This is a genomic window from Roseateles sp. P2_H4, from assembly GCF_056403315.1.
Genome location: NZ_JBFUFR010000059.1, coordinates 21,597 through 32,211 on the forward strand (window position 1 = coordinate 21,597; position 10,615 = coordinate 32,211).

At 65.3% G+C, this 10,615-nt stretch carries 13 protein-coding genes; 3 read left to right on the forward strand and 10 right to left on the reverse strand.

What is annotated here, in order from left to right:
• Positions 1-37 precede the first annotated feature (37 nt).
• From AC1DW3_RS28425 to AC1DW3_RS28455, 7 genes are all read right to left on the reverse strand, one after another.
• The gene (locus AC1DW3_RS28425) at positions 38-619 is read right to left on the reverse strand and encodes a flavin reductase family protein (RefSeq protein ID WP_477937233.1); all 582 of its coding nucleotides are present in this window, start codon (positions 617-619) and stop codon (positions 38-40) included.
• The gene (locus AC1DW3_RS28430; protein ID WP_477937235.1) at positions 616-1,665 is read right to left on the reverse strand and encodes an alpha/beta hydrolase; all 1,050 of its coding nucleotides are present in this window, start codon (positions 1,663-1,665) and stop codon (positions 616-618) included. The genes AC1DW3_RS28425 and AC1DW3_RS28430 overlap by 4 nt, the downstream gene beginning before the upstream one ends.
• A 135-nt stretch (positions 1,666-1,800) precedes the next feature.
• A complete protein-coding gene (locus tag AC1DW3_RS28435) occupies positions 1,801-2,298 on the reverse strand; it encodes a nuclear transport factor 2 family protein (protein WP_477937237.1) in 498 nt (165 codons plus the stop codon).
• Between the two features lie 6 nt (positions 2,299-2,304).
• Complete coding sequence (locus tag AC1DW3_RS28440; RefSeq protein WP_477937239.1) at positions 2,305-2,688, reverse strand: nuclear transport factor 2 family protein; 384 nt, start codon at positions 2,686-2,688, stop codon at positions 2,305-2,307.
• A 63-nt stretch (positions 2,689-2,751) separates the two neighbouring features.
• Positions 2,752-3,921, reverse strand: coding sequence for an NADH:flavin oxidoreductase/NADH oxidase (locus AC1DW3_RS28445; RefSeq protein WP_477937241.1), 1,170 nt, complete (start codon positions 3,919-3,921; stop codon positions 2,752-2,754).
• An 89-nt stretch (positions 3,922-4,010) separates the two neighbouring features.
• Positions 4,011-4,901: an amino acid ABC transporter substrate-binding protein gene (locus tag AC1DW3_RS28450; RefSeq protein ID WP_477937243.1), complete on the reverse strand. Its 891-nt coding sequence runs from the start codon at positions 4,899-4,901 to the stop codon at positions 4,011-4,013.
• A 32-nt stretch (positions 4,902-4,933) separates the two neighbouring features.
• The gene (locus AC1DW3_RS28455) at positions 4,934-5,377 is read right to left on the reverse strand and encodes a VOC family protein (RefSeq protein WP_477937256.1); all 444 of its coding nucleotides are present in this window, start codon (positions 5,375-5,377) and stop codon (positions 4,934-4,936) included.
• A gap of 123 nt (positions 5,378-5,500) precedes the next feature.
• Here AC1DW3_RS28455 and AC1DW3_RS28460 point away from each other — a divergent pair, with 123 nt between their 5' ends.
• The gene (locus AC1DW3_RS28460; protein WP_477937245.1) at positions 5,501-6,403 is read left to right on the forward strand and encodes a LysR family transcriptional regulator; all 903 of its coding nucleotides are present in this window, start codon (positions 5,501-5,503) and stop codon (positions 6,401-6,403) included.
• Between the two features lie 78 nt (positions 6,404-6,481).
• A complete protein-coding gene (locus AC1DW3_RS28465) occupies positions 6,482-7,102 on the forward strand; it encodes a YdeI/OmpD-associated family protein (RefSeq protein ID WP_477937247.1) in 621 nt (206 codons plus the stop codon).
• A 182-nt stretch (positions 7,103-7,284) separates the two neighbouring features.
• Here the strand turns inward: AC1DW3_RS28465 and AC1DW3_RS28470 are convergent, their stop codons facing one another.
• Both AC1DW3_RS28470 and AC1DW3_RS28475 read right to left on the reverse strand, forming a co-directional pair.
• On the reverse strand, positions 7,285-7,695 hold the full coding sequence (locus tag AC1DW3_RS28470; RefSeq protein ID WP_477937249.1) for a hypothetical protein: 411 nt from the start codon (positions 7,693-7,695) through the stop codon (positions 7,285-7,287).
• A gap of 36 nt (positions 7,696-7,731) precedes the next feature.
• On the reverse strand, positions 7,732-9,282 hold the full coding sequence (locus AC1DW3_RS28475; RefSeq protein ID WP_477937250.1) for a methyl-accepting chemotaxis protein: 1,551 nt from the start codon (positions 9,280-9,282) through the stop codon (positions 7,732-7,734).
• 118 nt (positions 9,283-9,400) lie between these two features.
• On the opposite strand from AC1DW3_RS28475, the gene AC1DW3_RS28480 reads away from it, so the two are divergent.
• On the forward strand, positions 9,401-10,165 hold the full coding sequence (locus AC1DW3_RS28480; protein ID WP_477937252.1) for a type III pantothenate kinase: 765 nt from the start codon (positions 9,401-9,403) through the stop codon (positions 10,163-10,165).
• Here AC1DW3_RS28480 and AC1DW3_RS28485 read toward each other — a convergent pair.
• Positions 10,146-10,615 (reverse strand): helix-turn-helix transcriptional regulator (locus tag AC1DW3_RS28485; protein ID WP_477937254.1); only part of this gene is annotated, 470 nt, incomplete at its 5' end. The genes AC1DW3_RS28480 and AC1DW3_RS28485 overlap by 20 nt on opposite strands.

Below are 10,615 nucleotides of genomic sequence, written 5' to 3' on the forward strand. Positions count from 1 at the left end.
GAAAACTCCGAACGGGCGGAAATCTCAGCGCCGCTGTCTACAACGACTGTGCACGCAGCACGCCGCACGCATGCACGAAGTTGCCGCCGCCCAGGTGGTGGATCGTTTGCAGACTGACGTTATCCTCGCTGAACAACCAATGGCCGCTCGCGAAGATGCGTTCGTCGGCTGCGGCAGCAACGACCTCCGCAAAGCAGGTGTCATACGCATCTTCGGTATGCGGCTCGCGAATCAATCGGCATTCAAGCCAGGCCGCGCAGCCCGACTCAATCAGCGGCACGCCCAATACCGGCCCGGCCCTTGCGACGATGCCGTGGCGGGCAAACTTGTCGGTGTCGCGGCCGCTCGCACCGCCGACGGCGTAGGTCAGGTCGACCAGCGCCGCACCTGGAATGCAGAGGCCGAACGCGCCGCTGGCGGTGACCAGCTCACGCGTATAGGTTTGCTTGTCGATGACGACGGCAACGCGCGGTGGCGTGAACTCGACCGGCATTGACCACGCAGCGGCCATCACGTTGCGGCGCCCACCGGCCGCGCTGGTCACGAGCACGGTGGGGCCGTGGTTGATCAGGCGGCTGGCGTGCTCCAGCGCAACGGGTTGGAAGTGCTCGTTCATCATGAGCTGCGGGTTCCTTGCCTTCGAAGGTACTTGCCCAGGTTGGCCTTGAGCTCCAGCGACGCCTGCACCATCGCGCTACGCGGCGCCGGCAGATGGCTGAACACGTTCAACAGCCCGAAATCATGAATCATGCCGTTGTAGCGCACCGCCTTCACGGGCACGCCCGCAGCGTCGAGCTTGCGGCCGTAGGCTTCAGCTTCGTCGCGCAGGACATCGAATTCGGCGGTCTGGATCAGCGTCGGCGGCAAGCCCTTGAGCTGCTCGGTCGTCGCCTGCAGCGGCGAAGCGTAGATCTGCTTGCGTGCCTTGGCGTCGGTCGTGTAATGGTCCCAGAACCAGGCCATCAAATCCTTCGTCAGGAAGTAGCCGTTGGCAAACTGCTTGTACGACGGCGTGTCGAAGCCTGCATCCGTCACCGGACATAGCAAGACTTGCGAACGCAGTGTAGGTGCGCCCTTCTCGTTCGCCATCAAGGCAACCGCGGCGGCCAGGTTGCCACCCGCGCTGTTGCCAGCGACGGCGAGGCGCTTGCCGTCGACGTGGATCTCCTTGCCATGCTCGGCCACCCATTGGGTCGCGGCATAGGCTTGCTCGATGGCGACGCCGTATCGCGCCTCGGGCGACAGGGTGTAGTGGACGAAGACCGCCACTGCGCCCGAGCCTGCAACAAGGTCACGCACCAGCCGTTCATGGGTCGGGAAATCGCCCAGCACCCAGCCGCCGCCGTGGAAGTACATGAATGCGGGCAGGGTCTTCTGTTTGCTGCCGGCCGGGCGCACGATGGTCAGTTTCAGGTCGCCGCCATTGACGCGGATCATCTTCTCGCTCACATCAGCTGCCGGCAAGTCCACATTGGGGCCAGCCTGCGCGCCCACCAGCACGGCGCGGGCATCGGCCGGCGTCATGGCCTCGATCGGCGTGCCGCCTTCAAGGCCTTGCAGGAACTTTGCCGTGTTGTGCTCGACGCCGGGCGGGCCGGCTGCAAAGGCATTGCCAAGCGACAGGGTCACTACGGAAAGGGCGAGAGCGGAGTTGAGGGTTGTCATGATGTTTCGTTTTCAATGAGTGAGCGTGCGAGTCAATGAATGGCGCGCTACCTATCTCGCTTTGCTGCGCTTTCGCGACCGCCCTGCCCACGCGCGCATCAGTGCCATCGGCAGAGCGTTGACTCGTCCGCTCGCTCAGGGGGCGACGTGCGTGTGATAGATCTTGCTGATCACGGTCCACTTGCCATCGACCTTCAGCAGATGGAAGAAGTCGGTGAAGGACAGGCCGGAAACGTCGTTGGCGTCGAAACGCGCGCTGGCGGCAGTGCCGACGATTTCGATTCTGACGATTGCAGATTGCGCTTCGGGAGAAGGACGAAAGGAGGTGTCGATGTCGTCGAACAGATTCCGGATGGCTCCACCGGTCAACTTGCCATCCGCGCCGACGCCAAAGATGGTCGCCTTCTCGCTGAAAGCGGGCTTCATGATGCTGCCCTTGGCGTGCTTGAGTCCTTCGTTGTATTTGTTCAGTACCTCAACGATGGCTCGATAGTCTTGCACGTAGGTTGGTTTGCTCATGGCCTTGCTGCCGGCAGCTTGTGGGCCGCGCGGCAGGTCTTCTGCTTGAGCGGCGGCTACCAAGCCAACCGTCATTGTCAGGAACACCAAAGTCTTGATAACGGTCGTTCTCATACACGTTCAAGGCGCGACGTGCGTGTGAAAGATCTTGCTGACCACAGTCCATTTGCCCTGGACCTTCAGCAGATGGAAGAAGTCGGTGAAGCAGAAGCCGGACACGTCGTTGGTGTCGATGCGGGCGCTGGCGGCGGTGCCGACGATCTCGATGCGGACAATGGCACTTTGAGCTTCAGGCGACGGACGGAAATCCTTGTCGATACCGTCGAACAGGTGGTGGATGGCTCCGCCTGAGAGCGTGCCATCGGCGCCCACGCTGAACATGGTTGCCTGCTCGCAGAAAGCGGGCTTCATGATGCTGCTCTTGGCCAGCTTGCAGCCCTCGTTGTACTTGTTCAGCACTTCGACGATGGCGTGGTACTCAGGGACGTAGGTGGGCTTGTTCATGGTTTCTCTTCCGGTTGGAGTTGGGGGAACTTGTGGATTGCAGACACAGCGCCGCAACCCGGCTCAGGCGTCGCACAGTTCTGTGGCGCACGCTTCGACCAGGGGCCGGGGGCCCAGCCGTTGAAGCCTGCTTTCACGGCCGTTGAGCCACCACGCAGCCTGGATGTTCCAGTCGGCGTAGGGACTTTGCGGATCGGCCGCCCCCAGCGTCTGCCGTGCATGCAGCGGGAAGTGCGGATCACGCAGCGCGCTGTGCCCCAGTGCGACGATGTCGGCCTGGCCCGAAGCCACGACCGTCTCGGCCTGGTGTGGGTCGACGATGAGGCCGACGGCCATGGTGCCGATGCCCGTCTCGCGACGGATCCGCGCGGCGAACGGCACCTGGAAACCATAGCCAATCGGGTAGTCGAAGACGCCGAAGCCACCGGAGGAACAGTCGACGACATCGACGCCGACCTTGGCGAGCTCCCTGGCGAAAGCCACGCTGTCGTCGATGGTCCAGCCGTCCCGGCTGCCGTCCACCGCCGAGATGCGCACGAACAGCGGCTTGTCCTTCGGCCAGATCTCACGCAACTCGCGGGCGATCTCCAGCGGCAGACGGATACGGTTCTCGAAGCTGCCGCCATATCCGTCGGTCCGGTCGTTGGTCAGCAGCGAGAGGAACGCATTCAACAAGAAGCCGTGTGCGCAGTGCAGTTCCAACACCTCGAAGCCGGCCGTCAACGCACGGCGTGCCGCTGCGGCGAAGTCAGCCCGGACCTTGGCGATGCCCCGTGCATCGAGCGCGGTGGGTGCCAGCCAACCCTCGGCCGCTGGACGCGCGCTGGGAGAGACCACCGGCCATGGATGCTCGCCGCGGGCAGCATCACGTTCGTCCAGCGGCCCGTTCCCCTCGAATGCGCGCTGAATGCTGGCCTTGGGGCCGGCATGGGCGATCTGGATACCTGGGACGGCGCCGTATTGCTTGGCGAAGGCCGCGATCCGGGCCAGGCCTTCGACATGGGCGTCATCCCAGATGCCCACGTCGCCATGGGTGATCCGGGCCTCGGGCGACACGCCGGTGGCCTCGACCATCACCAGGCCGAACCCGCCGAGTGCAAAGCGCCCGTAGTGGGCGACGTGGTATTCGTTCACAAAGCCGTCGTTGGCCGTGTACTGGCACATGGGGCTCAGTGCCAGACGGTTGCGCAGCGTCACGCCGCGCAACGTCAGAGGCTGAAATAGCTTGCTCATTTCCAACTCTGCATGAATAGATCAATTGACGGCTGTGCGGGCGAACCGCGCCGGCCGAGATCGCGCCGGGAGATGAGGACTCGACCCATTCACCGACGCGCGTACTCTTCGGCCGGCTTGTCGGTCGGGCTCGCCCAGGCCGCCTTTGTCTCTTCGGAGGCCGGCAGATTGACGGCGGTGTTGGTGGGCGGGATCGGCTTCATGAACCACTTGTCGTAGAGCTGCGCGATCTCGCCGCTCTTCATCAGGCTGCGCAGCGTGTTGTCGACGCTTTGCTTGAATGCCGGGTCGTCCTTGCGGACCATGATCGCGATCGGCTCCACGCCCAGCACCTCGCCAACGATCCTGAAGTCCGCCGGATTGCGCGACTTGGCGATGTTGCCGGCCAGTACTTGAGCGTCCATCACGAAGGCATCGGCGCGCCCGGAATCGAGGTTGAGCATGCTGTCAGTGTGGTCCTTGCCGAAGATCTCCTGGAACTCGACGCCCGCGGCCCTTTGGTGCTTGCGCAAGAGCTGCACGCTGGTCGTGCCGGTGGTCGTCGCAACCTTGCGGCCGTTCAACTGACTGATCGACTGAATGCCTGAGTTCGCCTTCACGGCGATGCGGATCTCCTCGACATAGGTCGTCAGCGCAAACGCGACCTGCTGTTGGCGGGCGGCGTTGTTGGTCGTCGAGCCGCATTCGATGTCGATCGTCCCGTTCTGCAGCAGAGGCGTCCGATTGGCCGACGACACGGGCTGGTACTTGATGTCCAGCTTCGCTAGTCCAAGCTGCTTCTGGATATCGGCCAGCGCGCGATGGCACAAGTCGATGTGAAAGCCGACGTACGTCCCGCTGCCGATGGTGTATGACAAGGCGCCCGACGATTCACGCACGCCCATGGTCACGGATCCCGTTGACTTGATCTTCTGCAGCGTGTCCGCATGCACCGCGCAAGCATTGGCGGCGGCAATGATGGCAAGCACCAGTTTCTTCATTGATCGCTCCTCATGGGTGATTCATCAACAAATCACTTGGCAAACAGCATCGCGATGTCGGCGAAGGCCTTGATCTCCAGTGCATTGCCGGACGGGTCGAGGAAGAACATCGTGGCCTGCTCGCCGGGTTCGCCCTTGAAGCGGATGTAGGGCTCGATCACGAACTCGACATCGGCCGCCTTGAGGCGCGTGGCGGCCGCCTCCCACTCGGCCATCGGCAGCACGATGCCGAAGTGGCGCACCGGCACGCCGTGGCCATCGACCGCGTTGCGCTGCGCGATGCCGGTTTCGCCGGGGGCCAGGTGCGCCACGATCTGGTGACCGTAGAAGTTGAAGTCGACCCAGTCGGCCGCGCTGCGGCCTTCAGGGCAGCCGAGCAGGTCTCCGTAGAACTCCCTGGCCAGCGCGATGTCGTGCACCGCGAATGCGACGTGGAACGGGGAGAGGCTGTGGGGATTGCTGGTGGGAGCACGCATCGTCATGGTGTGAGTGATGTGTTGTTGATCGGGCGGTGGCGGTCTTCGGTGCTTGAATCCTAGGCAGCGCAGAAAAAAAGAAAATCAATATATATTTGCCCCAAGCACAAACAGAATTTGTTGATGATCCGCGAATTGAAGACCTTGATGGCCGTGGCACGAGAGGGGACGTTCGCCGCTGCCGGCGAACAGATCGGCCTGACGCAGGCCGCCGTCAGTGCGCAGATGCAGCGTTTGGAGGCAGACCTTGGCTTCCAACTCTTCGACCGGACTGGGAGATCAGCGCGTCTGAATGCCATGGGGCACCAGACGCTGGCGCAAGCCCAAGAGCTGCTTCGCCTCTACAACGAGCTCGGGTCTAGCAACACCGGGCAGCCAGCCACCGTACCGGTCAACGTCGGCGCCATCGCATCGGTGCAGCGCTCGCTGCTACCTGACGCGCTCGGGAAGTTCCACAAGCAGGTTCCCGGCTGCCGTACGAGAGTCGTTCCGGGCCTGTCCATGGAACTGCTGAACCTGGTCGACGCCGGCGACATCGCCATGGCGGCGATCATCCGACCGCCGTTCTCGCTGCACGGTGACCTGCGCTGGAGCACGCTGGTGCACGAGCCGTTTCGCCTGCTGGTGCCACGGCACGTGGACGGCAACGATTGGGCCGATCTGCTGTCCAGCCAGCCGTTTGTCCGGTATGACCGCGCCTCGTTCGGCGGCCGGCAGGTCGATCGTTTCCTGCGCGCCGCGCACCTGAACGTGCAGCAGGTCTGCGAGCTCGACGAGCTCGATGCGATCGTGCGGCTGGTGGCCAACGGCGTGGGGGTCGCGCTCGTACCGCAGACCGCCACGCATCGCAAGTGGCCCGCAGCGGTACGCGCGATCGACCTCGGGCATCACACCTTTCATCGGGACATCGGCCTCGTCCACCGAGCGAGCCGAAGCCTCAGCGAGCCGGCACGGCTGCTCGCGGACCTCATTCGCAACGCGTACAACGGCAAGTCGGCAACCGGCGAGATCGAGGATCACCGCTGACAGCCCACTAGCGTCCAAAGCGACGTCTGCTCCCGTCGACGCCGTTGGCTTCTCTGAGGCCTGCGGCACACTGCACGCATGCCCGCCATCAAGCCCGCTGCCCCGGTCGAGGCCGCCCCGACGCTGTTCAAGAACGCCAAGGCCTTCGAGGCCTGGCTGAAGAAGAACCACGCGAAGTCCGACGGCCTGTGGCTGCAGATCGCCAAGCGCGGCGCTGCCGAGCCCAGCGTGACCTACCCCGAGGCGGTGGAGATCGCGCTGTGCTGGGGCTGGATCGACGGCCAGAAGAAGGGGCTGGACGACCAGCACTTCCTGCAGCGTTTCACGCCGCGGCGCGCGCGCAGCATCTGGTCCAAGATCAATGTCGACAAGGTGGCCGCGCTGACCGAGGCGGGCCGCATGCAACCGCCCGGCCAGGCGCAGGTCGAGGCCGCCAAGGCCGACGGCCGCTGGGCCCAGGCCTACGACGGCGCCAAGACGTCCACCGTGCCCGACGACCTCGCCGCGGCGCTGGACGCCAGCCCGCCAGCCAAGGCCTTCTTCGCCACCGTCAACGCGAGCAACCGCTACGCCGTGCTCTGGCGCGTCCAGACCGCTGTCAAGCCTGAGACGCGCGCCAAGCGAATCGCGCAACTGGTGGACATGCTCGCCCGCGGCGAAACGGTGCACATCTTCAAGCCCAAGGCCAAGGCCAGCTAGGCCGGCGGCGCTCGGCCAACGCGAGGGGCTGCGGCTCCGACAGCCGACAGCTGAGGCGCTCGGTCGCCAACTTCACTGCCGAAGGACGTCGGCTCCAGGCTGGGAGCAGCCTTCGCAATCTGCGGGTCGACCACGGCCGCGAACCCCAGCACTCGGGCGCGTCTCCACCCCAGAGGGCGGCATCAGCCGTCGTTTGCAGTGGAAGCCTGCTTCTCCGGCCAAAGTTTCTTCAGAGGCGGACCACGATCAAAGACTTCAGTGCCGACCTTGACCAGCAAGTAGCCTGCTGCATCAATCTCGTATGTCACTCCCGAGAGATTTCTATAGGACGTGGCGGTGATGCGAGTCAGCGGAATGCCGATCGAGCCATCGATCTGAGCTTGATCAAGACAGCGGGCAACGATGAAGAATCGATCAGCTATCTGCTCAATGGCCCGCGTGCAGTCCGGGCTCCTTAGCTTCCAGACTCCAAGAACCTGGCGTTGCGCATCCTGAGGCAACGTTTCCGGCCGATTCGGAGGATCCGCGGAAGCAGTCGAACCGCAGATGCCTAAGACGAGCCATGCAGCAAGGAAGAGAACAGGGATCTTCATTTTGTCCGGCAGCAGCGTCGAGCAATACGGATCCCGTCAGCTCAGCTTGAAGCTGCTCACCAACCCGGCCAGGCGCACGGCCTGTTCCTTCAGCGATTGAGCCGCCGCGGCGGACTCTTCGACCAGCGCGGCGTTCTGCTGCGTCATCTGGTCCAGCTCCGTCACCGTGCCGTTGACCTGGGCGATGCCCTGGCTCTGCTCGACAGCCGCGGCGCTGATCTCGCCAATGATGTCGGTCACGCGCTGCACCGAGCCGACGATGTCGGTCATCGTCGTGCCGGCGTCGTTGACGAGGTGGGTGCCGGCCTCGACGCGCTCGACGCTGGCGCCGATCAGCGCCTTGATCTCGCGGGCCGCTTCGGCGCTGCGCTGGGCCAGCGATCGCACCTCGCCGGCCACCACCGCGAAGCCGCGGCCCTGCTCGCCAGCCCGCGCCGCTTCCACGGCGGCGTTCAGCGCCAGGATGTTGGTCTGGAAGGCGATGCCGTCGATGGTGCCGATGATGTCGGCGATCTTGCGGCTGGCGGTGTTGATCTCGCCCATGGTGCTGACGACGCGCGACACCACCGCGCCACCGCGGCCGGCCGTCTCGGCGGCGGCGCCGGCGAGCTGCTTGGCCGTCATGGCTGAATCGGCGCTCTGGCTGACGGTGCCGGTCAGCTGGGTCATGGAGCTGGAGGCCTGCTGCAGGTTGGACGCCGTCTGCTCGGTGCGCTGTGACAGGTCCATATTGCCGGTCGCCACTTCGGTCGAGGCGACCTGGATGCTCTCGGCCGATTCGCGCACCTGGCCGACGATCTCGGACAGGGACTTCTGCATGGCCGCCAGGGCCTGCATCATCTCAGCGGACTCGTCGGTGCCGCGGGCCTCGGGTGCGCGCGACAGGTCACCGTCGGCCATGCGTTCGGCAAAGCGCTTGGCGGCCACCAGCGGGCCGATGATGGAGCGCGAGATCAGCACTGCCAGCGCGCCGCCGATGACGACGCAGACGACGAAGGCGACCAGGAAACCGATGAAGACGTTGCCGACCAGGCTGTCGACCTTGGTGAAGACATCGTCCCCCCGCTTCTTCAGGTCGCCCTCGATGTTGTTCAGCATGGCCAGGGCGGGGTCGTAGGCCGCGTCGGCGGCCTTGATGTCCTCGAAGGCGGCCTGGGCGTCGGCATAGCTGTCGGCCAGGATCTTGTCGGCCACCGGCTTGACGGCCTTGCGGTAGTCGGCCATCAGGCCGCGGAACTTGACCAGGGCCTCCTTGCCCTTCTCTTCGGTCGAGATCTTGCCGAAGTCCTCCATGGCCTGGTCGAGGCTCGTCTGGGCGGTGTCCCACTCCTTCCGGGCACGGGCCATGCCCTCCTTGTTGAAGATGGAAGCCACCAGCGTGGACGTCGCCGCCTTGCTCTGCAGCAGCTGGCTGCGCGCCGACATGGTGATGTTGGACGCCGGGATCAGCTTCTGCGTGATGCCCTGGATGGCCTGCTGCGACACCTTGAGCCCGAAGCCACCCACGGCCACCAGCAGCGCCGTCATCGCCAGGATGATGCCGAAGGCCAGCCAGAGGCGGGCTTGGATGCGCAGACGTCGCAGCATGGAAATTCTCCTGGTGAGAGGGGGCAATCAGAAGTAGCCGCTGATTGAAGCAGAAACCCGCACAGGCAGATACAAATGCGCTGGTAGGCTCGCGGCATCGTTCACGCCACAGCCTCCCATGAGCTTTCTGGCTATCGACATTGGCAACACCCGGCTCAAATGGGCCGTCTATGCAGACGACGCCCAGCCCGGCGACCCGCCGCAGCAGCACGGCGCCGTCTTCCTGGAAAACATCGACCGCTTGGCCGACGAGGACTGGCAAGGCCTGGCCCCGCCCACCCGCATCCTCGGCAGCAATGTCGCCGGTGACGCGGTGCGGCGCCGCGTCGAAGAGCAGATGGAGCACTGGGACCTGGTGCCGCGCTGGGTCGTGCCCGCCGCCGAGGCCGCCGGCGTGACGAACGGCTACGACCACCCGACGCGCCTGGGCGCCGACCGCTGGGTGGCTGTCATCGGTGCCCATGCGCATGCGAAGAAGCGCGGCTTCGAGGGACCGGTGCTGACCGTCATGATCGGCACGGCGGTGACCGTGGACTCCCTGTCGAGCGACGGCCAGTTTCTCGGCGGCCTCATCCTGCCCGGCCACGGCATCATGCTGCGTGCGCTGGAAGGCGGCACGGCCGGCCTGCGCGTGCCCACCGGCGAGGTGCGTGACTTCCCCACCAACACCAGCGACGCGCTGACGACCGGCGGCACCTTTGCCATCACGGGCGCCATCGAGCGCATGCACCGCCTGCTGACCAAACGCGAGAACCGCGAGCCGCTGCTGCTGATGACGGGCGGTGCCGGCTGGAAGGTGGCACCGGCGCTGGACGCGCCTCACGAGCTCATCGAAGGCCTGATCTTCGACGGTCTGCTGGCCATCAATTCGGCGCGGACCTGAGCTTGTCGACCAGCTCGCGCGCCGAGCGCACGCCCAGGCGCTGGTAGAGCTTGCGGGCGTGGTCGACGACGGTGCTGGGGGCCACGTTCAGCCTTTGCGCGACCTCGGCCTGGGCCAGCCCCCGCAGCAGCAGCCGCGCGACGGCGGCCTGGCCGCTGGACAGCTCGAAGCCCTGCAACCGGCGCTCATCCGCCAGCTCGCGCGGCTCGAAGCGACGCAGTTGCACCTGTGTCCAGCTCGGCGCACTCCCGTCGACGGCATCCAGGCGCCGGGCGCTGAATTCGAAACGCCCCCAGGGGCTGTCCACCCTCTGCACGACCGGCCCCTGCCGCGCGGCCACGTGCAGGCCGGCCAGCACCGCTTCGGCGGAAGGCTGGCTCGGCTCCGGGCCTGGCCCTGGGCCGGCCAGCGCCAACAGGCGCCGGGCGCCGGCGCTGGCGTGGCCCAGGC

Coding starts and splice junctions, on each gene's coding strand:
- AC1DW3_RS28480 (WP_477937252.1), top strand. CDS start 9,401: ATGAGCTTTCTGGCTATCGACATTGGCAACACCCGGCTCAAATGGGCC.
- AC1DW3_RS28465 (WP_477937247.1), top strand. CDS start 6,482: ATGCCCGCCATCAAGCCCGCTGCCCCGGTCGAGGCCGCCCCGACGCTG.
- AC1DW3_RS28440 (WP_477937239.1), bottom strand. CDS start 2,688: ATGAACAAGCCCACCTACGTCCCTGAGTACCACGCCATCGTCGAAGTG.
- AC1DW3_RS28460 (WP_477937245.1), top strand. CDS start 5,501: ATGATCCGCGAATTGAAGACCTTGATGGCCGTGGCACGAGAGGGGACG.
- AC1DW3_RS28430 (WP_477937235.1), bottom strand. CDS start 1,665: ATGACAACCCTCAACTCCGCTCTCGCCCTTTCCGTAGTGACCCTGTCG.
- AC1DW3_RS28470 (WP_477937249.1), bottom strand. CDS start 7,695: ATGAAGATCCCTGTTCTCTTCCTTGCTGCATGGCTCGTCTTAGGCATC.
- AC1DW3_RS28425 (WP_477937233.1), bottom strand. CDS start 619: ATGATGAACGAGCACTTCCAACCCGTTGCGCTGGAGCACGCCAGCCGC.
- AC1DW3_RS28435 (WP_477937237.1), bottom strand. CDS start 2,298: ATGAGAACGACCGTTATCAAGACTTTGGTGTTCCTGACAATGACGGTT.
- AC1DW3_RS28455 (WP_477937256.1), bottom strand. CDS start 5,377: ATGCGTGCTCCCACCAGCAATCCCCACAGCCTCTCCCCGTTCCACGTC.
- AC1DW3_RS28475 (WP_477937250.1), bottom strand. CDS start 9,282: ATGCTGCGACGTCTGCGCATCCAAGCCCGCCTCTGGCTGGCCTTCGGC.
- AC1DW3_RS28450 (WP_477937243.1), bottom strand. CDS start 4,901: ATGAAGAAACTGGTGCTTGCCATCATTGCCGCCGCCAATGCTTGCGCG.
- AC1DW3_RS28445 (WP_477937241.1), bottom strand. CDS start 3,921: ATGAGCAAGCTATTTCAGCCTCTGACGTTGCGCGGCGTGACGCTGCGC.